This is a genomic window from Stenotrophomonas genospecies 3, from assembly GCF_054473855.1.
Genome location: NZ_JBTMUR010000002.1, coordinates 440386 through 464059 on the forward strand (window position 1 = coordinate 440386; position 23674 = coordinate 464059).

Consider the following 23674-nt stretch of genomic DNA (forward strand, 5'->3'; position numbering starts at 1 on the left):
CTATGCGTCTGCGCTGGCAGGCGCATAGAGCTGATGACCCGGCAACGCGCACGCGCCGGCATACACAAAGGCCACGCTTTGCCGCGCCCGGGTGAAGGCCACGTAGTATTTCGGCGGCGCGGTGATACGCGCTGCATCGGCCGTGCGCAGGTACTGCGTCAACGGCCCGTTCGGAAAGATGAGGACCCGACTGTAGGTGCGGCCCTTGCACTGCCCAAAGTTCACCGCCGGCAGTCCGTCGCACGCCTGCCGCCGGTCATGCCGGAGCACGGTGGGGGCGAACTCCTGCATGTACGCGGCCACATCCCCTGGAGCGACGAGGTAGATGCCATCGTGTCCGGTGACCTCGCCATTGCCTGATTGGGTCCGCGGCATCTGCGGATAGAGCGTGTCAGCCATATCGCACAGGGCCTGGACGCAGCGCAGACTGGTGAGGCGGTGATCCAGCCGGCATAAGCCGTCGGCCTCCCAAATCTGAAACAGCGCTGCCAGATTCGGACCACGGTATTGGCTGTACCTTTGCGCATAGTTGGTCGCATACGTGGCTTGGCGCGTATCGCCTACCAACGTGATGGCAATCTCGCTCTTCAACAGCCGTTCGACCAGATCCAGATCAAAGCCGGCCAGATCCTGGACTTCGTCGATGTAGAGCTCGTCGTACATCGCCGCCAATCGCGCCACGACCTGGCCTTGGGTCAGCTCATCGCAGCGCACAGCGAAATCGGCCGCTCGGTCCGAATACATCCGGTTGCCCGCCAGGTAGTGGCGCGCCACCTGGGTGCGTGGGGCGCGGTTGTTGGTGACACCTTCTACGAACAGGATGGTCTCGATGCGAGGCTCAGGGCAAAGCGCAGCCTGGTACGGGCGAATGCACTGGCGCAGCAGAAAGCCATACCAGCTGTGCAAGGTGACATGCGCGGGGACCGCGCCTGCGTGGGCCTCAAACGAGCGCCGGATCTCTTCCAGGTTTTCCAGCGTGTAGGTGACAATCGCGATGCGGCGCTCAGGTCGCTCCAAGGCCTGCCGGACCAGCAACGTGGTCTTGCCCGAGCCTGCCGAGAGCAGGACCCGGTTAGGTGATGGCACGCTGGACATAGTCCGGGAACCTGATCGAGTGCGGGCTATTGAAAATCGCCAAGGCCGTATCGGTCTTATGGCCCTTCATGTACTTGAGCAGCGCCACCTCATCGGCAAAGGCCTTGCCCAGCACGGTATTGAGTTCGGCCAGCGAGTTGGCTTTGATCAGCTGCTCTTCCAGCGAAGGGGCGCTCTCGTCGGAATCGTAATAGATCGCGTTGATGTGCTCGGCATAGCGCTCTTGCACAACTGCGATATCACCGTCGTTGTCGGTGATCACCTTGGCCTGAATCCTCAGTCGATCGGCAATCTGCAAGAAGCGTTTGAATGCCAACGACTTGACCGAAATGATGTCTACGCCGTGAGCCATCGGCGCCACGCCGTGATGGTCACTGTAGGCACGCTGCACGATCAGTTCGTCGGAAGGGCCTTCCACCAGGATCGCCTGCTTGGCCAGGATCAACCGCAGCGTGTCGTGGCCCGGCAGCTTCATGAAATAGTCGTGGGTATCGCTGGGCAGCTGGTCCAGCTTCATCTGGCCTTGCGCGCTGAACAGGATCACGTTGTCCACGCCCAGCTTGTTCAACACGAAGCTGCTGTGGGTGGCGATGATCACCTGCTGGGCGGTGGAGAGGGCCGCAATCTTGTCGATCAGCTGGGTCATGCTGGAATAGGACAGATGGTTCTCCGGCTCCTCGATCAGCAGCACGTGAGCCGCGCCGGCCGCGTGCATCGCCAGCTTCATCTTCACCGCGCTTTGCTCGCCCTTGCCGGCCTGGGTGAACGGGAGCTCATCCAGGTAGGGTGACAGGCTGGTTTCCCACGTTGAGCGCGGCGATGTGTCCACGCCTACCGTCAATGCCCTGTGGCTGATGTCCCCGGTGTGCTCGGTCAAGTAGGCATTGATCGCTGCCACATCCGCTTCTTCGGAAAAGCTCTGCCGCATGCGGCGGAAGCTCAGCGACAGCGAGACGCGCTGCGCAGGCGTCAGTGCCTGCTCGATGATGCCGGCGATATAGCGATCGGCACCGGACAAGGTCTTGATGCCGTGCGTGTCGATGATGGTCGAGTCGAACGGAATACTACGGGCGGTGACGCCATTGTTGGCGAAGGAGTACCAGCGCACCGTGTAGTACTCCACCGGCAGGCTGACCGCGCCCTGGTGCTGCTGCAGGTAGGCGTTGAACTCCTCGCGGTAGTCGTCGTTGAGCTCGACCAGCAGCCGGATGCCGGCGGTATCCAGACGCAGGGAGTTGTTGGTGCCGCGTAACGACGCCAGCGCGGCGTCGGCGCCCAGATAGGCTTCGATGGAGATCCGTGGCGGCGAGGCCGGCGTGCCCGTGGCAAGCGCTCCCAAGTACTCCTGCACCGTGGGCTGGTGGAACAGGTAGGGCGTGAGCTCGTAGGCAAGATTGCGCCCATGCAGCTGGCCGGTGACCACCGCGTGGATGGCCTCCAGCAGGGTGGATTTACCGACCTCGTTGTCGCCCACCACCAGGTTCATGTGGGCATTGAGGGGCAGGTCCAGATGGCGAAACGACTTGAAGTTGTCGATGACGATACGTTCGATCGGCATGCACAGTCCTATGATGGCCAACGGGCTCGGTGGCGGAGCCTGCCTGCACCCTGGCTGGCCTCCTTTCCGCTCTGGGCCATACTACCCAGCGATCGCCGGCCCTGGGCGGTTTCGTACTGCTTGGGACGCCGGGAAGGGTCAGAATCCGCCTTACGCGGGATAATTCAATATTATCCCGTATAACTATTTTCGCCGACGAGCGGTCGTCTACCTGCTTTAATAGTATGTAATTACATGGTATGTAATACATTACGAAATAAAGTGAGGTGGCACGATGGCGCGCGCAGGACTCTATAAGAGTGACGTCCAGAAGGCGCGCGACGCGCTGCTGGCCCAACGCAAGAAGCCGTCAGTCGACGCGGTGCGAGTGGCCTTGGGCAACACGGGCTCCAAGACCACGATCCACCGCTACTTGCGTGAACTGGAAGGAGAGGAAGGCGGCGGTCCGGCGAGGACGGTAGCCGTTAGTGATGCTTTGCAGGACTTGGTTGCGCGCTTGGCCTCGCGGCTCCAGGAGGAAGCAGAGGCCATCCTCACCCAGGAGCGTGAGCGCCATCAGGCTGAGCTCCACAGTCGGCAACAGGCGCTTTCCGGTGCCCAAGAGGAGGCTGCCGCCTTGAGCAGTCGGCTGCAGCGCACCGAAGCAAGCCTGCACCAAGAGCAAGCTGCTCACGCCCTCCTTCAACAGAATCTAGGTGACAGGATCGCGGAAATCGCCCAGTTGAACGAGCGCATCGCTGGCATGACGGTGCGGCTGGCTGATCATGAGGCGCATACGCGTTCTCTGGAGGACAAGCATGCCCATGCCCGGGAAGCGCTTGAGCACTACCGCACTTCAACCAAAGAGCAGCGTGAGCAAGAGCTTCGCCGTCACGAGCATCAGGCCCAAGAGCTGCAAGTAGCCTTACGTCAGGCCAATGAAGCCTTGGGCGCGAAGAATCAGGAGCTGTTGGTGCTGAACCGCGACAATGGTCAATGGCTGGAGCGCCACGGGCGGATTGAGCGTGAGCTTGCCCAGCTACGACAGGCCCACGAAGGCCAACACAGCGAGGTCGTGGCGTTGCGCCAGACCGCGACGGACTATTTGGCACTGCAGGAGCGCTGGAAGACTGACGCCAAGACCTTGGATACCATGCGCAACGAGCTAGCTCAAGTTCAAGACACCCTTGCGCGGGAGCGTGAGCGCCGCGAGAGCGCTGAAGCCGATGCGTTGCGTGCCAATGCACGTCTTGAAGCGCTAGAGCCTCTACTGAATCAACTGACGCCAGCACAAAATGCGGTGAAGAAAACTCGGCGCGGCCATGCGCAAGATGGGGGAGCCGACTGACGAGGCTGCTCGTTTGTCTGCTAGCGGCTGGGGTGGCGCTCACCTGTCCAGTACGCCCATTCCATAGGGACGACCCAATCTACAAACAGTTTGGCTACTGAGGACTCCGGTGCCAAATGATAGGGCTTGAACATGCCTTGCTCGGGCGAACTGGTCATCAGGTAGCGCAGGCGCTTCTGGACCTCCTGAAAGATGGCTTCCCGCACATGGGCGCTGTCGTGCACGCCAAGACGCATCGCCACCGAGGCACCTTGGCGTACCGCCGCCCAGCAGCAGTAACGCCACCGCGCGATCGGCAAGCCCCGCGGTCCGGATTGAAAGACGAACCCCACATCACGTGCCCAGCCTGGGTCGAAGTGATGTTTGAGCAATTGCTGCTCCAGAAACTGCTCGGTCTCCCAGAGTGCAAGTTCATCCCACAGCTCCAGTTTCGCGTCCGCCAAGTCTACATCGTGTGCCATATCGCCGAGTTGGTCTTCCAGCACCGGGAGCAGGTGCCTGCGCTCGTGGGTAGACCAGGCGAAAGCACATTGCGGATCTTCGATGGGCGTGACCTCGGCATCGGGGCGGATCTGCCATCGATCCGCTGGCCAGGGAACTTGGATCAAGGCCAAGTCTCGCAGCGTGTCCAGCACCAGCAAGGTGGAGCGGCGTGTGGGCGCCACCGGTAGGCGTCGTAGCTGCGCGGCTAACAGTGCGGCTAGGAAAAGGGTGCCACGAAGGCCCAACTCCTCGATGCTGGCGACCCCAGATGGCGTCATTGACGAGGTTCCGGGCATGCGGTTTCCGGGGATGAGGGAGCGGCGTGGCTCCTGGGGGGGGGGGGCGGCGCTACCGGTGTCGCCGGTTGCCTCAAAGCTAAGAATATCTTAGTATGCAAGGCTGGGTACATCCGCCATCCTTATGGGGTCTCCATGGGGTGCGCGCGTGACTTTGTCCGTCGACTCAACACCGACCTTCGCTCGACGCCTCAAACAAGCCCGCCTGCACACGGGTTTGTCGCAGAAGGAGTTGGGCATCCGGGCCGGTCTGGATCCTCACGTGGCCAGCCCCCGAATCAACCAGTACGAGCGTGGCAAGCACGAGCCCATGCTGGAGATTGCTGAGCGGTTGGCCCAAGCGTTGGGGATCCCCGCCGCCTTCCTTTACACCGACGATGATCTGCTGGCCAAGTTGCTCCTGCGCTGGGGCTCGCTAAGCAAGCAGCAGAAGCGCGAGTTGGTGAAGCTGATCGAGGCCACGCCCGAGAAGTAAACCGAACAAGCGCTCGCCCTATGGGCAACTCTTCGCCTCAACCCGCCCTTTGGGCGCTTCTGGAGGGAGCTGCAGTGTCCGCGGCTAGTGCGACTGACAAGTCGCGACATCTCAGGCTTACTTGAGATTTTGTTCACGACCGATACACACGCGCCTTGTCTAAAGTGATATACCATGTCGCCCGTGTCAGCCTCCTCACTTCTACTGCGACTGTTCCTGATCGCCATGCTCGTGCTTAACGGCGCGTGGTCGGCGTTTGCGTCCGTCAGTATGAACCCGGTCATGGAAGAGCAGGCCAGCGAAGTGGCTGCCGCGGTGCAAGTCGACGAAGACTGCTTCGCCCATCACAGTGCTGAGCATCATCCCGATGCCACATCGATTGAAAAGGCTGGCACTGGGCATGGCGACCATGCCGGTCCCGACTGTTGCAAGTCTTCTGCGTGCCGGTGCGCCTGCGTACACGCTTGCGCGAGCGCACTTCCTGCGCGCCTGCATGTTTCGGTGCAACTGGCCTTGGGCCTGGATGTCATGCCGCTGCCCCTAGGGCATGCGGCACCTGCCTTGCCTCATCTGATCCGACCACCGATCGGCTAAGCGTCCCTAGGCGCCGCAATGGCGCCGTTGGTGTGGCTTGCATGCCTGTTTAGGCCAGCCGCCCGCTCTGTACCACCGCCCGCCGGTGGCAACACGACGCTTGGAGCATTTTCATGTCGCATGATGATTTTCGTGGTCCACGCGGTGGACCGCTGCTGCCTTCGCGGCGGCGATTTGTCCAAGGCTTGGCCTTGGGAGGCGCAGTCGCAGGATTAGGTTTCTGGCCCAAAGCCAGTTGGGCGCTCAAGGGGCCGGGACAACCCAACGTACTATCGGGCACTGAGTTTGACCTGACCATTGGCGAGACGCCGATGAACTTCACCGGCAAGACCCGCACCGCGATCACGGTCAACGGGTCCGTTCCGGCGCCGTTGCTGCGGTGGCGGGAAGGCACCACGGTCAACTTGCGCGTCTCTAATGCATTGCCCGCTAACTCCATCCATGGCGCGGACACCTCCATCCATTGGCACGGCATCATTTTGCCGGCCAACATGGACGGCGTGCCGGGTCTGAGCTTTGACGGTATCGGACGTGGTGAGACCTACCACTACCGGTTCACCCTGCATCAGGGCGGAACCTACTGGTACCACAGCCACTCAGGGTTCCAGGAACAAGCCGGGCTCTATGGCCCGATCGTCATCGACCCATTGGAGCCGGAGCCCTTCAGTTTCGATCGCGACTACGTCGTGATGCTGAGCGATTGGACAGACCTGGACCCGACGGCCCTGTTCGATCGTTTGAAGAAGATGCCGGGCCATGACAATTACTACAAGCGCACGGTCGGCGATTTTGCGCGCGATGTGAAGCGCAACGGCCTGTCGGCCACGTTGGAAGATCGCAAGATGTGGGGCGTGATGCGGATGACGCCCACGGACCTGTCCGACGTCAACGCCAACACCTACACCTACCTGATGAACGGCACGACCTCACTGGGCAACTGGACCGGTTTGTTCCGCAGTGGCGAGAAGGTGCGCCTGCGTTTCATCAATGGCTCTGCCATGACGTACTTCGATGTGCGTATTCCGGGGCTGAAGATGACCGTGGTGGCGGCAGATGGCTTGTATGTCCATCCGGTTTCCGTCGACGAGTTCCGCATCGCGGTAGCAGAAACCTTCGATGTGATCGTGGAGCCCTCCGGGCAGGACGCATTCACCATCTTTGCCCAAGACTCCGGTCGCACCGGCTACATCAGCGGCACGCTCGCTGTGCGCGAAGGATTACGCGCGCCCGTTCCGTCTGTGGATCCCCGGCCGCTGCTGACGATGGCAGACATGGGCATGGATCATGGGTCGATGGATATGTCTGGCGGCAGCAAGGGCATGGAAGGCGGCTGTGGTGCGGCCATGGGCATGCCTGGCATGACCCCACCTGTCAGCGGTAACGCGACCTCGGCCCATGCAGGCCATGCGATGCCCGCCGCCGGCGATGGTGCCATGGCAGGCATGCAGCACGGGGGCATGCAATCACACCCTGCTAGCGAGACCAACAATCCCCTGTTGGACAACCAAGCCATGAGCGTGAGTTCGCGCTTGGATGATCCGGGCAATGGCCTGCGCGATAACGGCCGTCATGTGCTGACGTATTCCATGCTCAAGAGCACCTTTGAAGACCCTGACGGACGCGACCCCGGTCGCGAGATCGAGCTGCATCTGACCGGACACATGGAGAAATTCTCCTGGGGCTTCAACGGTCAGAAGTTTTCCGATGTCGAGCCGCTGCGGCTGAACTACGGCGAGCGTATGCGCATCGTATTGGTTAACGACACGATGATGACCCATCCCATCCATTTGCACGGCATGTGGAGTGACGTGGAGGACGACAACGGCAACTTCATGGTGCGCAAGCACACGGTGGATATGCCGCCAGGTAGCCGACGCACGTATCGCGTGCGTGCCGATGCGTTGGGCAGCTGGGCGTTCCATTGCCACCTGCTTTATCACATGGAAGCCGGAATGATGCGCACGGTGAGGGTCGACGAATGAACATCAATAGACGCGATACCACCCTGACTGCGCTGACGGCTATCTCGCTGGCCCTGGCCAATGCGGCCAGCGCCCAATCTATGCAGCACGGCTCCATGCAGATGGAGCAGGGCGCGCAGACCCAGACTCAGGATCACTCTGCACATCAGGCACCGACATCAAAACCTGCGCCAGCCCAAAAGCCTGCAACACCGGCCAAGACGAGCGAAGCGACGATCGATCATGCGGCGATGGGCCACGCCGAGCCGCAGGCTAACGCAGCCGAGCCTGCCATGCAGGGCATGGACCATTCGCAGATGGGGCACGGCTCGCCCGCGAGCACACCTGCGGCGCCCACAGCGCAGGCGCAGTCGATGCAGGGCATGGATCACAGTCAGATGGCACAGCCCGCTGCAGCCGACACCTCCGGCACGGCCACGCCTGCGATGCAGGGGATGGACCATTCGCAGATGGGCCATGATTCGCCCGCGCCCGCTACACCAGAAGCGGGAATGCAATCGATGGAGGGCATGGACCACAGTCAGATGGGACACGGGCCTGCAGCGCCAACGCAGCCGCGCACCCCGATTCCCGCGGTGACGGACGCGGATCGCAAGGCGGCCATCGCGCCGGAACACGCGCATCCGGTGCATGACAACTCGATCAAGAGCTACGTGCTGCTCAATCGCCTGGAAACCTGGGATGCCGATCCGGGCACCGGGCTGGGCTGGGAGGGCCAGGGCTGGATCGGTACGGACCTCAATCGCGTCTGGCTCCGCAGTGAAGGCGAACGCACGGATGGTCAGACCGAGTCGGCTGATCTGGAAGTGCTTTACGGCCGCAGTATCTCCACGTGGTGGGATGTGGTGGCCGGTGTGCGTCATGACTTCAAGCCTGGGGCATCGCAGAACTTCGCCGCTATCGGTGTACAGGGCTTGGCGCCGATGAAGTTCGAAGTGTCCGCCACAGCCTATCTCGGCGAAGGGGGCCAGACTGCCGCCAATGTCGAGGCCGAGTACGAATTGCTGCTAACCAACCGGCTGATCTTGCAGCCGCTGGTGGAAGTCACCGCCTATGGCAAGAACGATCCATTGCGCGGGATAGGTTCGGGTCTGAGTGCCGCTGAGGCGGGGCTACGACTTCGCTATGAGTTCACCCGAAAGTTCGCTCCCTACATCGGCGTGGTGTACGAGCGCGCGTTTGGCAATACCGCAGACATGCGACGCGAGCATGGCGAGTCCTTTGAAGACACGCGCTTGGTCATCGGCCTTCGTACCTGGTTCTAAGGGGAACTGACAATGAAATCCAACAAAAAGATGTGGGTATGGCTCGGTGCCGGCGTGGCATTGGTTGCGGTGGTCGCAACCGCCACGCTCTCTCTGGGCGTGTACAACGTGGCCGCCGACGATCCGCATAGTCGCCCGGTGTATGCGCTACTTGAAACGGCGCGCGAGCGTTCCATTGAGGTGCGCGCCGCCAAGCTTCAGCTACCCACGAACCTTGATGATCCTGAGCGTATCCGCCAGGGTGCGGGCAACTACAACGCCATGTGCGTGACCTGCCATCTTTCACCAGACGCGGCGGCCACCGAGATGAGCAAGGGCCTGTACCCCGCGCCACCGAACCTAAGCAAACAGCCGGTCGCTCCAGCTGAGGCGTTCTGGGTGATCAAGCACGGCATCAAGGCCAGCGGCATGCCCGCTTGGGGCGGCAGCATGGACGATGAGTTCATATGGAACATGTCGGCCTTCCTGCAGAAGTTGCCCACGCTGGACGCGACTGCGTACAAGGAACTTGTCGACAGCAGCGAGGGCCATTCGCATGGCGGCGGCGAGACGCAAGGCCACCATGACGACGAAAAGGCCGAGGATCACCCTGCCTTATTCGAGCCGGGCAACAACTCCATGCCGCATGCGCACCCGCCGGGCGTGGACGACGATCACCACGGCCCGACACCCAGCGACACGGAAGTCGGGTTGGTGAGCCACGGCCATCCCGACGGCAAGGTGGAGTCGCACCCTGCACCACACACGCCCGTGGCCGATGACGGCCATGCGCACCCCCATTGATCTTCTTGGAGCCCACGCAATGAACGCAACAGCAATCTCGTTCACCCTCGCACTGGCACTGGCCGTCGTGTCCCCCGCAATGGCGCAGGCGACACAGCCGCACGCACATCACCCCGCTGCCGCGGCATCTGCGGACGTCGACGTCCCAGTCACTGCAGAGGCCGCGGTCGCCGTAGCGGAGCGTTTCAACAGGGCCCTGTCTAGCGGCGATCTGGCCACGGTCGAAGCCCTGCTCGCTGCCGACGTTCTCATCCTCGAGTCCGGGGGCGCCGAACGCAGCCGCGAGGAATACATGGGCCATCACGCAGTCAGCGATGCGGCGTTCCTCAAGGGCGCCCATCGCCAGCTGCTCCGTCAGCGCGCACGAGCCGCTGGCGAGTTCGCGTGGGTCGGAACCGAAAGCGAGTTGCATGCCCAGAAGGACGGCCAGCCACTGACCGTCCAGAGCGACGAGACGATGGTGCTGAAGGAGACCGCGGACGGCTGGCGGATCGTCCACATCCACTGGTCCTCGCGGACCAAGCGCTGAGTCGAGAGATTGAAATGACTACGCTCACATTGCACCGTCTGACTTTTGTGGTCCTTGCCGTGGCTGGTCTGGGTGCTTGCACCCAGGATGCTTCATCCGCGCAACCCACAACCTCGCCCTCCGCACAGGTTGTCGTCCAATCAGCCGACGCGACTCCAGCAGCCCTGCCACGCATGACCGTCCACAAGACCCCGACCTGCGGGTGCTGCGGTGTCTGGATCGACCACGTGCAGAAGGCGGGATTCACCGTGGATGTGCACGACATGGATGACCTGGGTCTGGTCAAGGAGCGGTTGGGTGTCCCCTATGCAAAGGGCTCCTGCCACACGGCCGAGATCGGCGGATACGTCATCGAAGGCCACGTTCCGGCCGCGGACATCAAGCGTCTCCTCGAAGAAAAGCCGAACGCACGCGGCCTGGTCCTCCCAGGGATGCCGCTTGGTTCTCCGGGCATGGAGGTCCCGGAGGGACGCCAGCAGCCGTTCACGGTCGAGCTGATACATCGCGACGGAACCACTGAACCGTTCGCACAGCACTGATCCGTCGCAGCAACAGGGGACGGTGTTGCGGGCGCGCCGATTCTCGCCCGCGAGGAAGAAGGAGAACTACATGACTCACCATTCCGCAGCACACCGGCCCCAGGCCATGAACGAGTGCATCGACAACTGCACGCAATGCCATGCGATCTGCCTGGAGACCATCAACTACTGCCTGACCAAAGGAGGTGTTCACGCGGCCCCGGAGCACATCGCGCTGTTGGCGACGTGTGCCGATACCTGCGCAACCAGTGCCGACGCGATGCTGCGCGGTGCCAGCGTTCACGACGTGGTTTGCGGTGCCTGCGCGGAGATCTGCCGCCAGTGCGCCGATGCATGCGACGCCATGAACGACCCTGAGATGACGCGCTGCGCCGAAGTTTGTCGCCGCTGCGCGGAAAGCTGCAGCGCCATGGCAGCGTAATGCGTCGAGGATCCCGCCTGAGCCGGTGGGATCCTCGTCTCGCGAAAGCGGAAGTATCAAGAAAATCCGACAAATCGTGGTTTCAGTGACAGTCCGACATCTAACGCTTGTCGCATCGAACACAGCGCGGCCCCTCCCGAACGGGCTTTGCATCACATTCCAATGAGGATTTATCCATATGAAGTCGTCCAACGTCATTCGCTCCTTCGCGCTCGTCCTCGCAATCGCGGCCGGGCAGTTTTCGCTGCAGGTCGCGCACGCCCACGCCGCGCTGCAGCAGTCCACACCGGCGGCAAATGCGGTGGTGGCCTCGCCAGGCCAGATCGATCTCGTGTTCAACGAGACATTGATTCCGCGGGCGTCGCGTCTCAAGTTGCTCATGAAGCACGGCAGTTCCACCATGCCGATCGAGAATTTCACGACCGAGATCGTCAACAACGGCAAGACCCTGCGTGCCAAGTTGCCTGGACCGCTGGCTCCGGGCGTCTATACCGTGGAATACCGCGCCGTCGGTGGTGACAACCACCCCATGCCGGGCAGCTTCAGCTTCACGGTGCGCTGAGGAGTCGCGAATGTTCGACCTGTCGGCTTATGCACTGAGATTCTTGGAATACCTTGTCATCATGGTTCTTTTCGGGGTTCCACTCTTCGGTTGGTACGGGTCGCGTCGATCGGCACTCGCCGACGCCTTGGCCGGGTGGTCACTCATGGGCGTTCTATTGGCGGGTGCCGTAGCCGGTCTCGTGCTCACCGGGCTCGATGTCGTCTTCAAGACCGCGGGCATCATGGGAATGCCGCTTGCCGAGGTTGATCGCGCATCGCTTGGCTGGTATCTGCTCGAGACGTCCGCGGGCCGGGCAGCCATGGCGAGAGGCGCGCTGCTGGTCGCCCTGATGTTCGTGCTCGGATGGCATCGTCGCCGCGGGAAGGTGGAGACCGCCTTCCCGCTGGGGGCGATGCTGGCGGGCGGCGCACTCGCTTCGCTGGCATGGAACGGCCACGCCGCCGCTGGCGAGGGCTTGGCAGGCGCGGTCCGGCTTGCTGCAGGCATCGTCCATCTTCTCGCGGCAGGCGGCTGGATCGCAGCGGTCCTGATGTTCCTTGCCATGCTGCTGCGCGGCAAAGAGACGAACGGCAGCGGGCGTCTGCGATCAACGCATGACTTTCTGCATGGTTTTTCGACGCTGGGAACGATCTTCGTTGGTGCGCTCATCGTGTCCGGCATCGCGCACTACGGGGATCTCACCGCGTGGTCGTTTTCGGCCCTGTTCCAGAGCACCTACGGGAAGTTGCTGCTTTTCAAACTGGCCCTGTTCGCTGGAATGCTGGGTTTGGGAGCGCTGCACCGATGGACGCTGGTGCCGCGCTTGGAACGAGCGCTGACCAGCGGAGATCCCGCGCAGGAGGTGCGGGCTTTGCGGCAGAGTGTTACGGCTGAGGCCGCGCTGGCCATCTTGATCCTGATTGTTGTTTCAGTGCTCGGGACGCTCAGCCCCGAATAGCTGTGTAACCCGCAATGGCACACTGCCTTGGCAGTCCATCCCCACTAAAGCGAGCATCGGCATGAACTCACCGTCGTCCCATGACCATCACCATTCTGCAGGCGCAGCCCCTGTCGAGGCTGCGGATGGACGGGTCATCACCAATCCCGTCCGCTATACGGACGATGCTCCCCAGCAAGTTGAAGTGACCGCCCCAGCAGCGGTGGCCCAACCCAGCGGTACCCACGCCACGGTCTACACCTGCCCGATGCATCCGCAGATTCGTCAGCCAGGTCCCGGCACCTGTCCGATCTGCGGCATGGCGCTGGAGCCGGAGATGCCCTCGCTGGAGGAGGACGACAATCCAGAGTTACGCGATTTCACCCGAAGGTTCTGGTGGACGTTGCCTTTGACGTTGATCGTCCTGGTCTTGGCCATGCTGGGACACCGTCTGCCCGGCTTGTCCACGCAGGCGCGCACCTGGATTGAGCTCGTGCTGAGCGCCCCGGTGGTGCTCTGGGCGGGGTGGCCTTTCTTTGAGCGCTGCCTACAGTCCATCGGCAATCGCAGCCCCAACATGTGGACGCTGATCGGCATCGGCGTGGCCGCCGCGTTTGGCTACAGCGTGGTGGCCACCGTGGCACCGGACCTGTTTCCGGACTCTTTCCGCGAGCATGGACGGGTAGGGGTCTACTTCGAGGCGGCAGCGGTCATCGTCTCGCTCACCCTGCTCGGACAGCTGCTGGAACTGCGGGCGCGTTCCAAAACCTCGGCGGCCATCAAGTCCCTGCTGGGATTGGCGCCCAAGACGGCTCGCCGCGTCAAACCCGATGGGGGCGAAGAGGACGTTGCGCTGGATCACGTGCACGTGGGTGATCTGCTTCGCGTACGACCGGGCGAGAAGGTGCCGGTCGATGGGGAAGTCATCGAAGGCCGCGCCAGTGTCGATGAGTCGATGCTGACCGGTGAACCCATTCCGGTGGAGAAGGCTGTCGGTGATCACGTTATAGGCGCCACGCTCAACGGGACGGGCGCCTTAGTCATCCGGGCGGACAAAGTCGGATCCGGGACGGTACTGGCGCAGATTGTGCAGTTGGTAGCCCAAGCCCAGCGCTCCCGCGCGCCGATGCAGCGTATGGCGGACAAGGTGGCGTACTGGTTTGTCCTGGCCGTGCTGGCCACGGCGGTGCTCACGTTCTTCGGATGGGGTCTGTTTGGACCCGAACCGTCCTGGACCTTTGCCGTCCTCAATGCCGTATCGGTTCTGATCATTGCTTGCCCGTGTGCCTTGGGTTTGGCTACCCCCATGTCGATCATGGTCGCCACTGGCCGCGCTGCGCAGGTCGGGGTCCTGTTCCGCGATGCTCAGGCGATCGAGCAGCTACGTCTGATCGACACGTTGATCGTGGACAAGACCGGTACGTTGACCGAGGGGCGTCCAGCCTTTCGCGACACGCTCTCCAACGCCGGCTTCGACGCCGATCAGATCCTTTGTTTGGCCGGCAGCTTGGAGCAGGGCAGTGAGCACCCCTTGGCCGAGGCCATCGTGGCTGAAGCCCAGCGACGTGGCTTGAACCTGGTGGCCGCCCAAGATTTTGATTCGCTCACCGGCCAAGGCGTCCGCGGGCGCGTGTCCGATCAGGATGTCGTGCTCGGCAACCAAAGCCTGATGGCGTCGGTTGGCGCCGATGTAGCACCTTTGCAAAGCAGCGCCGAGCGTCTTCGGAAAGAAGGCGCTAGCGTGATGTTCCTGGCGGTCAATGGTCGGTTGGCCGGCGCCATTGCGGTGGCTGATCCCATCAAAGCCACGACCTTGCCTGCCTTGAACCTGCTACGTGCCGATGGCCTGCACGTGGTGATGGCCTCCGGTGACGCACAGGCGACGGCCGAGGCCGTGGGGCGCACGCTGGGCATCGAGGATGTGCGTGGTGGCGTCAAGCCGCAGGACAAGGCCGACCTGGTCCAGCAACTCAAAGCCCAGGGTCGTCGCGTGGCCATGGCTGGCGATGGCATCAACGATGCGCCGGCCCTGGCGGCAGCCGATGTGGGCATCGCGATGGGGACGGGCACGGATGTGGCCATGTCCAGCGCCCAGCTCACCCTGGTCAAGGGTGATTTGAGGCGCATCGTGCAAGCCCGTGCCATCTCGTCTTTGACGGTGGCCAATATGAAGCAGAACCTGGGCTTCGCCTTCGTCTACAACGCCATCGGCGTGCCTATCGCCGCCGGCTTGCTGTATCCCAGCTTCGGCCTTTTGCTCAGTCCGATGATGGCGGCCCTGGCCATGAGCCTGAGCTCGGTTTCGGTGGTCACCAATGCCCTGCGTTTGTCCGGCTCCACCGTTGTTGCCACCCCCCACCCTGACCGCGCCGATGAGCCTGCGCGCGGCCATTCCTGTCACTGATGGCTCATATCCCACAAGGAGTACTGCAATGAAGCGTTATGCCTCCCTCTCGATGATGGCCTTGTTCCTGATGGCGGGCGCGGCCTTCGCCGGCGGCCAGACCACCACGCCCACCACCGACCACGGTCAGCACAAGCCGGCGGCGGCCGATGCCGATTTCACCAAGCTCGATGCCAACAAGGACGGCTCGCTGTCCAAGGAAGAACTGGCCAAGCACAAGCTGGCGCCGCACTTTGGCATGCTCGATAGCAACAAAGATGGCAAGCTGAGCCCGCAGGAATTCGCTGCCGGCAAGGGTATGTAAGTGTTCTCAGCCCGGGAGCTGTTCCAACAGTTCGCGGGTTCTTCCGCCGTTCTGCCATTCCCACGGAGATTGTTATGTCCTCTTCGCACGGTACGCACGAAAACGCGCAAGACCCGCAGTCCCAGCACGCAAAACCGCACGCCTCACACCAACCTGCCCACCAGGCACAACAAGGGCATCAAGGCCATTACGGCCGCCTGTTGTTGATGATGGGCCTGTCTTTCGTGGCCATGTACGCATTGATGTACGCAATGGTCGATCAGTGGGCTAACGTCTATAACAACGTGAACCAGTTCTACATGGCGGGCCTGATGGCCGCTCCCATGCTGCTGATCGAGCTGTGGCTAATGTCCAGCATGTACCCCGATCGCCGACGCAATCTGATTCTGGCTGGTCTGACGGTGGCGTTCATGCTGTTCTGCTGGTGGGGCATTCGCACTCAAGCAGCGGTCACTGACAAACAGTTCATCCGTTCGATGATTCCCCACCACGCTGGCGCCATCCTGATGTGTGAGGAGAATCGTCTGAAGGATCCTGAGTTGGTGAAGCTCTGCCAGGACATTATTACCTCGCAGACACAGGAGATCGCGCAAATGAAGCAGTTGCTGGCTGAGCGTTCCCATTAGCTCACTGCCTTTTGCCAGCCGATATCACTTCACTGAGCCTGCGCACTGACCATTCGGTGGATCAAACGCGCGGCCACACGTGCGGTGGCTTGATCCGGATCCAGGGGCGGACACAGTTCCGCCACGTCGACCACACGTACCTTGCCCGAGGCCATGACCAGATCCAGCAGGGCTTCCAGGACCTCCAGACTCACCCCGCGTGGGTTGGGGGCGCTCACGCCCGGGGCCACCACCATTGAGTACGCCGGCAAGATCACCAGCGGCTTGGGTAGCTACACCCAGTGGCGTGGCTTGGGCTCACTGCGTATGGGCAAGAACCGTTGGACCGGCGTCTATTCGGCGCAGTACATCGGCAGCGCGGACGACATCATCGCCGTGCCCGACACGATCGGCTCGCATGTGTCCAGCGTGGTGTACCACAGCCTGCAACTGAGCTACGGCATCAAGAAGAAGTGGGATATCTCCGCCGGCGTTGAAAAAGTGCTCGATAAGAAGGCGCCGTTCGTGAAGAACAACCCCAACACCGACACCGACACCATGACGTACGACTTGCTGGGTCGTCGCTGGAATGTCCGCTTTGGTTACCACTGGTAAGCCACGATCACGAGGAGCTACACATCATGAGAAACACGCAACTATCCGCCACACTACTGCTGTTCGCTGTGGCCGGCAGTGCCGGTGCGCACGACCTGTTTGTCGCTTTCTCCAAGCCTGGCACCGCAGCGGGCGAGGCGAACACAGCGTTGGTGAACAATGGCACCTTCGATGAAAGTGCAGGTGCAGTCACCCGAGCGCGTCTACAGGACGTTTCGCTGAGTCAGGGCGGCGCTAAGGCTGCACCGGACTTGGCCAGTTGGAAAGAGGTCGGCAAGCAGAGCCAGCTCACCGTGCATCCGGCGGGCGAGGGCACCTATCTGCTGGGGGTCTCGACGATGGCCTCCACCAGCACGCGTACGGCCAGCGAGTTCGGCAAGTACCTGGAGTTGGAAGACTTGCCCGATACCCTGGCCACCTATGATGCGAGCAAGTTTCCCAAAGGGGTCACCTATAGCTATACCAAGCATGCTCGTACCATTGGACAGGTGGGCACAAAACTGACCGACGATTTCGCTGCCTCGCTGGGCTATCCGCTGGAGATCCGCTTGGCCCGCAATCCTGGAAGCGTGAAGGTCGGCGAACAGCTGTCGTTCCAGGTGCTGCAGCAGGGCACGCCAGTGCCCAACCTACGCGTGTACGTCGGTCATCGTGCTGACGCACCGGTCAAGGGTGGGCACGGTAGCGCTACGCTCCTGCGCACCGATGCCCAAGGCCAAGCCAGTTTCCAGGTGACCACCGCCAAGACCTGGTACATCCACACCAATCACATTGTGCCCTCTACACAAAAGGGTTTGGATTTTGTGTCGGATCGGGCGTCGCTGAGCTTTGAGATTTCCCCGCACGCCGGGCACTGATAAGTAAGCATGTAGGCGGTACTCTCCCCTTTGACGCCAGTCATGACTTCTTCCATGACTGGCGTCTTTTTGTGGGGACTTACCTCAAGTGCTCAGTCTGTCTCTCATTGGTCGCCCCGCGCCGCGCGCAATCCACGTCGCCGCACTAGATAGAACGCTGCGGGAATCACCACCATAGAGAGCACCGGTGCGGTGAGCATGCCACCCAGCATCGGCGCGGCGATACGTTGCATGACCTCCGAGCCGGCACCGGCACCGACGAAAAGCGGAAACAACCCGGCCAGGATGACGGCTACCGTCATCGCCTTCGGGCGCACCCGTTGCACGGCGCCTTCGTAGATAGCCTCTTGCAGGGTAGACACATCTTCCGGCGCACCGCTGGCCAAGCGCTGCTCCCAGGCATGACGCAGGTACAGCAGCATGATGACGCCGAACTCAGCCGCAACGCCGCCCAGGGCGATGAATCCGATCATGCTGGCCACCGAAATCGCATGGCCCAGCCCCCAGATCAACCAGAAACCGCCCACCAACGCCAAGGGCAAGCTGAGCAGGATGATGGATACATCGCTAAGCCGGCGAAACACCATCCAGATGACCAGGAAGATGATCGCCAACGCCGCGGGCACCACCCATTGCAGGCGTGCCAAAGCCCGTTGCAGATACTCGTACTGCCCCGACCACGCCAGACCATAGCCGGCAGGCAAACTCACCTGGGTCTGCACCGCGGCTTGCAGGTCCTGGACCACCGATCCCAAGTCGCGATCGGCCACATCCACGTAGATGTAGCCCACCAACCGGCCGTTATCGCTCTTGAGCATCGGCGGGCCTGGGCTGATTGACAGCTCCGCCACCTGGCTCAAGGTCAGTTGCACACCGCCTGGCGCGATCAGCGGCAGATCCTGCAAGGCCTGCAACGAGTCACGCTGGCCACGGGGGTAGCGCAAGACGATGGGATAGCGTTCGCGCCCCTCGATCGTTTCCCCGATTGGATCACCGCCAACGACCGTGGCAATCAGTTGCTGGAGTTGGCCTTGAGTGAATCCGTAACGTGCAGCGATTTCCGGGCGCACCTGTACATCGACATAGCGCCCACCCGTGACGCGTTCGGCCAGTGCCGAACTCACGCCGGGCACAGTCTTGGCCACCTGCTCGATCTGCTGGCTCAGGCGCTCGATCTGCTCCACATCGGGTCCGGAGACCTTGATCCCAATCGGGCTCTTGATGCCGGTGGCCAACATATCGATGCGATTGCGAATGGGCGGGACCCATAGGTTGGTCAGACCGGGAATCTTGACCGCTGCGTCCAACTCCTGGCGTAGCTTCTGGGGGGTCATGCCCGGGCGCCATTGATCCCGCGGCTTGAAGGTCACGGTGGTCTCAAACATTTCGATCGGTGCCGGATCGGTCGCACTTTCGGCACGGCCCGCCTTGCCGAACACGTGCTCAACCTCCGGTACGGTCTTGATCATCCGGCCCGAGAGCTGGAGCAACTGACGGGCCTTGTCGGCGGACAGGCCGGGCAGGGCCGTGGGCATGTACAACAGGCTGCCTTCTTCCAAGGGCGGCATGAACTCACTGCCCAACCGGCTAAAGGGGATCAAGGTGAGCACTAGCAGCAGGCCGCTGAGCAGCAAGGTGACACCGGGATGTTTGAGGACCCACAGCAGGATGGGCCGATAGCCAGCGATCAGGATGCGATTGATGGGGTTCTGCTGTTCCGGGCGGATGCGGCCGCGGATCAGGTAGCCCATCAAGACGGGGATCAAGGTCACCGACAACCCTGCTGCGGCGGCCATCGCGTAGGTCTTGGTGTAGGCCAGAGGCGAGAACAATCGCCCTTCCTGCGCCTGCAGGGCAAAAACCGGCACGAAAGACAGGGTGATGACCAGCAAGCTGGCGAACAGGGCCGGTCCGACCTCGGCCGCCGAGCGGGCCATCAGCTGCCAGCGCTCCTCACCCTGAGGTTCCCGGCCGTGCGCCTCCCGCCAGTGCTCCAGATGCTTGTGTGCATTTTCGATCATCACCACCGCTGCATCGACCATCGCACCAATGGCGATGGCGATGCCGCCTAATGACAGCAAGTTGGCGGAGATCCCCTGGGCGTGCATCACGATGAAGGCCGCCAGGATACCCAAAGGCAGGGTGATGACGGCCACCAACGCCGAGCGTAGGTGCCACAGGAACAGCAGGCATACCAGCGCTACGACCAGAAACTCTTCGCCAAGCTTGTGGGTGAGGTTGCGTACCGCATCCTGGATCAGCTCGGAGCGGTCGTACACCGGCACCACTTCCACGCCCTCGGGCAAGCTGGATTGCAACGCCTGCAGTCGCGCTTTGACGTTCCGAATGGCCCCCAAGGCATCCTTGCCGGTCCGCAGGACGATCACGCCGCCGGCCACCTCACCTTGACCATCCAACTCTGCGATACCACGACGGAAGACCGGCCCGCGACTGATCGTGGCCACCTCGCCGAGCAGGACGGGGATGCCGTCGTTGCCGGTTACCGGCACCTGTTCGAACGCCTCCTGTGTGCGCAGGTAGCCTTCGCTGCGCACCATCAGTTCGGCTTCGCCTTGTTCGATCACCGAGCCCCCGGTAGCGCCGTTGGCCGCATCCACCGCCTCGATGAGCTCGGCCACCGTCAGTCCACGGGCCGCCAACGCCTGCGGATCGGGCTGGATCTGCCAGGCGCGCACCGCACCGCCCACACTGGCTACTTCAGCCACGTCCGGCACGGTTTTTAGCTCATAACGAAGAAACCAGTCCTGCAACGCACGCAGCTGCCCCACATCACGTTGACCTGTCCGATCCACCAAGGCGTACTGGTAGATCCAGCCCAGTCCTGTCGCATCAGGACCCAGCGCCGGATTCACATTCGGCGGAAGTCGATCGCGTACCTGGCTCAAGTACTCGAGCACTCGAGAGCGCGCCCAGTAAAGATCAGTGGCATCGTCAAACAGGATGTAGACGAATGAATCACCGAAGAAGGAGAAGCCGCGTACCGCCTTCACGCCCGGCACGGACAACATCGTGGTGGCCAACGGGTAGGTGACCTGGTCTTCGATGATGCGCGGGGTTTGCCCCGCCCATTGCGTGCGGATGATGACCTGGGTATCGGACAGGTCCGGCAGCGCATCCAGCGGCGTGTTCTTTACCGACCAGATACCGACCACCGCCAGCAGCGCGGCGGCAACCAGCACCAGCACGCGATTGGCGATGCAAGCATGGATCAGGCGCGCGATCATGGTGTGCCCTCCATCGCTTCGGACATGACCTCGCTTGCCTGGCAATCAGCGGCTGCGGCGGGGCCGAACTTGGGTACCAACTGCATATCCATGAACGGTGACTTGCCCGGCTTGTCGAAATGCTTCTCCGGCACCATCGGGTCATACCAGTACTGCACCGGGCAGCGCGGCGGCGTAGAGGTGGAGGTGTCTGGCGCGACAGGCGCCGGCTGTCTGGACGGTGACGGCACGACAGTGCGTGGTTCGTGCCCGGCGTCATGGCGCTCGTGCACACCTGATGCGCTGGCAGGGCGTGTCGGTTGTGCAGCACCCAGGCGCTCCAACGCACCGGAGAGACTGGCTTCGGAGTCGAGCAAGAACTGACCCGAGACGACCACGCGTTCACCACCGGCCAAGCCTGCCACGATCTGCGTGCGCCCTTGCACGCTACGTCCCACACTCACCCGCACTGGCCGGAAGCTCCCGTCCGGATCCTGCACGATGACCCGGCTGTCCCGCCCGGTGGCGATCAGCGCCTCCGTGGGAACGACTGGCAGGGCCTGCTCGGCGTCGGGCTGCACCAGAACCTCGGCGAACATGCCCGGCACCAGCCGACGCTGCGGGTTGCGCAGCACAATTCGCGCCCGCTGCGTGCGACTAGCCATGTCGACCTGGGGAAGCAACGCCTGGATCTGTCCGGCAAAGCGCTCTGCCGGCCAGGCACTGACCGTGGCCTGCACTGAGGTCCCCGGCCGCAAGGTGCCCAGCGCTGCCTGGGGTACCGAGGCCTCCAGCCACAACGTGTCCAGCCCATTGATCTTGAACAGTGGCGTACCGGGCATCACCGTCTGTCCCTCGCGTGCCAGGATCTCGGTCACGACACCACTGTGGTCTGCGCTAAGCACGACGCCACTTCTGGCCGAGGCGCCAGAAGGAACACCCAACGAACGCAACCGTTGTTGCGCCGCACCCTGCAGCTCACGCGCGCCCGCGGACTGAGCTTGGCTCAGGGCATGTGCTTCGGCGATGGCCGCGTTCCATGCCGGGGCCTGCACGGTGGCCAGCGTTTGACCACGACGAACCTCGGTAAACGGCGCCTTTACCTGCACGTGGGTGATCAAGCCTTCCATGCGCGCACTGATCACGCTTTCCTGGGTCAGATCCCACGTCAGTGTGCCCGGCACGCGTACGGCAGTCCCTAGTAACTCTACCGTCACTTCCTGAGTGCGTATGCCCACGTTCTGCTGCAGGCGCGGATCGATCTGCGTTCCGCCCCCTATGGCCTCATCTGCGTATTTGGGCAGCAACTCCATATCCATGAACGGAGATTTGCCCGGCTTGTCGAATCGCTGCTCCGGCGCCATGGGGTCGTACCAGTACAGCACCTTGCGTGCTTGATCTGCGACGCTCGTGCCGGGGGGCGGGGTGGTATCAGAGGTTCGAGTCATCCAGGCGTAGCCGCCGGCAAAGCCGAGCGCCAGCAACCCGAGGGCCACGGCGAGCTGTGTGAGACGCGTCTTGGTCGGGCTCATGGCGTGTTCTCCTCATGGGGTAGCAGATAGGCCAGTGCCGCCCAGGCACGGCCCTGTTCGCCCAGCAGACGGGCGTTCTCCAGGTGCAATTCGATCTCATCGCGCCGCGCTTCCAGCCACGGCTGCAGGTCGGCACCGGCGCCGTAGGCGGCCAACGCCGTGCGTGCACGATCGCGCGCCAAAGGCAGGCTCTGCGTGTTCTGGCGCTCCAACTGGCCGGTTAACCCGCGCCATCGCGCTATCGCGCGTTGCACCGACTCGGCTTGGATGCGCCGGGCCTCATCGCGCTCTGCGGACACCGCCTCCAGCTCGGCCCGCCGTGCCGCGATGCCTCGTGCTTGGCGGTTCTTCTGGAACAGCGGCAGGCCCACACCCACTTCCACCATGAGCATGTCGCTGCGCGCCATGCCGTCGGGTGCGCGCTCGCGACGTCCGTAGGTGAGCTCCACACTCCAATCCGGGCGGGTTTCGGCCACGGCCGCATCCACCTGGGCCTGGGCTAAGCTCTCGCGTGCCTCCCAGCCCAGTAGTGGCGTGTGTTGGTCCAGTTTGGCCAGCAGTTGGGTGGGCTCCAATGGCAACTGCGAAAAATCCGGTGCCGCACCACTGGCCAAGATCGCCTCTGGTGCAATACCCAACCACCGCGCCAGGCCGGCCTGCGCGGCGGCGTGCTCCGCATGTACCTGCTCCAGGCGATTGTCCAACTGCAGTAGGGCGGCCTGGGCGGCAAGCACATCACTGGCCCCGGCCGTGCCGCCTGCCAAGCGAGCACGCGCCGCACGCTCGGCTATACGGGCCGGCTCGCGCAGACCTTCCAACGCATCTACGGCTTGCTGCGTACTCCACAGCTCGATCCAGGCCAGCGCGGCCGCTTGGGCCACCATCTGCTGTTCGGCCATCGACAGTGAGCGCGCTTGCGCCAGCGTCGCTTGCGCCAACGCGTGCTCGGCACGTCGTTTCGCACGCGCAGGAAACTCCTGCATCAGACCGATTTGCTGGGTGGTCATCTCATCGGCCCGCAAGCTGAAGGCATCGGGTCCGCTGACGGGCCAGTTCGCCAGCCCCACGATCAAACGTGGGTCGGGAAGCGCGCCAGCACGCGCGGCTTCTTCGGTACTGGCATCGATCTGCGATCGGCGCACGTGCAGGGTTGGGGCGTTAGCAAGCGCCCGTTGTAGGGCTTCTGTGTAGCTGATCGGGATAGCGGGCGATGCCGCCAGCACAGGACCACTGAGCGCCAGGGCAAACACGAACCCACACGCCATCTTGCGCCTTGCACGCAAGAAGAAAGACATCTCCATAAGA

General features: G+C 62.6%; 23 protein-coding genes. 16 read left to right on the top strand and 7 right to left on the bottom strand.

What is annotated here, in order from left to right; translation table 11 throughout:
* Positions 1-1095, bottom strand: coding sequence for a UvrD-helicase domain-containing protein (locus ACX9OT_RS04420; RefSeq protein ID WP_459001157.1), 1095 nt, complete (start codon positions 1093-1095; stop codon positions 1-3).
* Positions 1073-2653 (bottom strand): ATP-dependent nuclease, encoded by a 1581-nt coding sequence (locus ACX9OT_RS04425; protein ID WP_026070029.1) that lies wholly within the window; start codon positions 2651-2653, stop codon positions 1073-1075. The genes ACX9OT_RS04420 and ACX9OT_RS04425 overlap by 23 nt, the downstream gene beginning before the upstream one ends.
* A gap of 274 nt (positions 2654-2927) precedes the next feature.
* Here ACX9OT_RS04425 and ACX9OT_RS04430 point away from each other — a divergent pair, with 274 nt between their 5' ends.
* Positions 2928-3980: a DNA-binding protein gene (locus ACX9OT_RS04430; RefSeq protein WP_459001159.1), complete on the top strand. Its 1053-nt coding sequence runs from the start codon at positions 2928-2930 to the stop codon at positions 3978-3980.
* 20 nt (positions 3981-4000) lie between these two features.
* Here the strand turns inward: ACX9OT_RS04430 and ACX9OT_RS04435 are convergent, their stop codons facing one another.
* A complete protein-coding gene (locus tag ACX9OT_RS04435) occupies positions 4001-4759 on the bottom strand; it encodes a hypothetical protein (protein WP_231298593.1) in 759 nt (252 codons plus the stop codon).
* Positions 4760-4883: 124 nt separating this feature from the next.
* Here ACX9OT_RS04435 and ACX9OT_RS04440 point away from each other — a divergent pair, with 124 nt between their 5' ends.
* The 13 genes from ACX9OT_RS04440 to ACX9OT_RS04500 all read left to right on the top strand — a co-directional run bounded on the left by ACX9OT_RS04440 (position 4884) and on the right by ACX9OT_RS04500 (position 16162).
* A complete protein-coding gene (locus tag ACX9OT_RS04440; protein WP_043033515.1) occupies positions 4884-5234 on the top strand; it encodes a helix-turn-helix domain-containing protein in 351 nt (116 codons plus the stop codon).
* Between the two features lie 174 nt (positions 5235-5408).
* Positions 5409-5828 carry a transcriptional regulator CopL gene (copL, locus tag ACX9OT_RS04445; protein WP_012480218.1) on the top strand — a complete coding sequence of 140 codons (420 nt, stop codon included), beginning with the start codon at positions 5409-5411 and terminating at the stop codon, positions 5826-5828.
* A gap of 113 nt (positions 5829-5941) precedes the next feature.
* Entirely contained in the window at positions 5942-7810 is a 1869-nt protein-coding gene (locus tag ACX9OT_RS04450) for a copper resistance system multicopper oxidase (protein ID WP_012480217.1), read from the top strand.
* The gene (locus tag ACX9OT_RS04455; RefSeq protein WP_005413421.1) at positions 7807-9075 is read left to right on the top strand and encodes a copper-binding protein CopB; all 1269 of its coding nucleotides are present in this window, start codon (positions 7807-7809) and stop codon (positions 9073-9075) included. The genes ACX9OT_RS04450 and ACX9OT_RS04455 overlap by 4 nt, the downstream gene beginning before the upstream one ends.
* A gap of 12 nt (positions 9076-9087) precedes the next feature.
* The gene (locus ACX9OT_RS04460) at positions 9088-9858 is read left to right on the top strand and encodes a c-type cytochrome (RefSeq protein ID WP_005413420.1); all 771 of its coding nucleotides are present in this window, start codon (positions 9088-9090) and stop codon (positions 9856-9858) included.
* Complete coding sequence (locus ACX9OT_RS04465) at positions 9842-10387, top strand: nuclear transport factor 2 family protein (RefSeq protein WP_223224792.1); 546 nt, start codon at positions 9842-9844, stop codon at positions 10385-10387. Before ACX9OT_RS04460 ends, ACX9OT_RS04465 begins: the two co-directional genes overlap by 17 nt.
* Positions 10388-10401: 14 nt before the next feature.
* Positions 10402-10926 (top strand): DUF411 domain-containing protein, encoded by a 525-nt coding sequence (locus ACX9OT_RS04470; protein ID WP_012480214.1) that lies wholly within the window; start codon positions 10402-10404, stop codon positions 10924-10926.
* 70 nt (positions 10927-10996) lie between these two features.
* Positions 10997-11347, top strand: coding sequence for a four-helix bundle copper-binding protein (locus ACX9OT_RS04475; RefSeq protein ID WP_012480213.1), 351 nt, complete (start codon positions 10997-10999; stop codon positions 11345-11347).
* A 178-nt stretch (positions 11348-11525) separates the two neighbouring features.
* On the top strand, positions 11526-11909 hold the full coding sequence (copC, locus tag ACX9OT_RS04480; protein ID WP_005413416.1) for a copper homeostasis periplasmic binding protein CopC: 384 nt from the start codon (positions 11526-11528) through the stop codon (positions 11907-11909).
* A 10-nt stretch (positions 11910-11919) separates the two neighbouring features.
* The gene (gene copD / locus ACX9OT_RS04485) at positions 11920-12849 is read left to right on the top strand and encodes a copper homeostasis membrane protein CopD (RefSeq protein WP_017354978.1); all 930 of its coding nucleotides are present in this window, start codon (positions 11920-11922) and stop codon (positions 12847-12849) included.
* A gap of 247 nt (positions 12850-13096) precedes the next feature.
* Positions 13097-15232, top strand: a complete 2136-nt coding sequence (locus ACX9OT_RS04490; protein WP_024957401.1) for a copper-transporting P-type ATPase — start codon at positions 13097-13099, stop codon at positions 15230-15232.
* Positions 15233-15260: 28 nt separating this feature from the next.
* Positions 15261-15536: a hypothetical protein gene (locus ACX9OT_RS04495; RefSeq protein ID WP_005413412.1), complete on the top strand. Its 276-nt coding sequence runs from the start codon at positions 15261-15263 to the stop codon at positions 15534-15536.
* A 74-nt stretch (positions 15537-15610) separates the two neighbouring features.
* Positions 15611-16162, top strand: coding sequence for a DUF305 domain-containing protein (locus ACX9OT_RS04500; RefSeq protein WP_031269107.1), 552 nt, complete (start codon positions 15611-15613; stop codon positions 16160-16162).
* A gap of 29 nt (positions 16163-16191) precedes the next feature.
* Here ACX9OT_RS04500 and ACX9OT_RS04505 read toward each other — a convergent pair whose 3' ends face one another.
* A complete protein-coding gene (locus ACX9OT_RS04505; protein WP_005413410.1) occupies positions 16192-16398 on the bottom strand; it encodes an arginase family protein in 207 nt (68 codons plus the stop codon).
* On the opposite strand from ACX9OT_RS04505, the gene ACX9OT_RS04510 reads away from it, so the two are divergent.
* Together ACX9OT_RS04510 and ACX9OT_RS04515 are read left to right on the top strand one after the other, a co-directional pair.
* A complete protein-coding gene (locus tag ACX9OT_RS04510; RefSeq protein WP_229298439.1) occupies positions 16316-16756 on the top strand; it encodes a TonB-dependent receptor in 441 nt (146 codons plus the stop codon). The genes ACX9OT_RS04505 and ACX9OT_RS04510 overlap by 83 nt on opposite strands.
* Positions 16757-16782: 26 nt before the next feature.
* Positions 16783-17613: a DUF4198 domain-containing protein gene (locus ACX9OT_RS04515; protein ID WP_005413408.1), complete on the top strand. Its 831-nt coding sequence runs from the start codon at positions 16783-16785 to the stop codon at positions 17611-17613.
* A 104-nt stretch (positions 17614-17717) separates the two neighbouring features.
* Here ACX9OT_RS04515 and ACX9OT_RS04520 read toward each other — a convergent pair whose 3' ends face one another.
* The 3 genes from ACX9OT_RS04520 to ACX9OT_RS04530 are packed head-to-tail and all read right to left on the bottom strand — an operon-like array spanning position 17718 to position 23670.
* On the bottom strand, positions 17718-20858 hold the full coding sequence (locus ACX9OT_RS04520) for an efflux RND transporter permease subunit (protein ID WP_005413407.1): 3141 nt from the start codon (positions 20856-20858) through the stop codon (positions 17718-17720).
* Positions 20855-22369: an efflux RND transporter periplasmic adaptor subunit gene (locus tag ACX9OT_RS04525; RefSeq protein WP_005413406.1), complete on the bottom strand. Its 1515-nt coding sequence runs from the start codon at positions 22367-22369 to the stop codon at positions 20855-20857. The genes ACX9OT_RS04520 and ACX9OT_RS04525 overlap by 4 nt, the downstream gene beginning before the upstream one ends.
* Positions 22366-23670 carry a TolC family protein gene (locus ACX9OT_RS04530; protein ID WP_153855341.1) on the bottom strand — a complete coding sequence of 435 codons (1305 nt, stop codon included), beginning with the start codon at positions 23668-23670 and terminating at the stop codon, positions 22366-22368. The genes ACX9OT_RS04525 and ACX9OT_RS04530 overlap by 4 nt, the downstream gene beginning before the upstream one ends.
* Positions 23671-23674 lie beyond the last annotated feature (4 nt).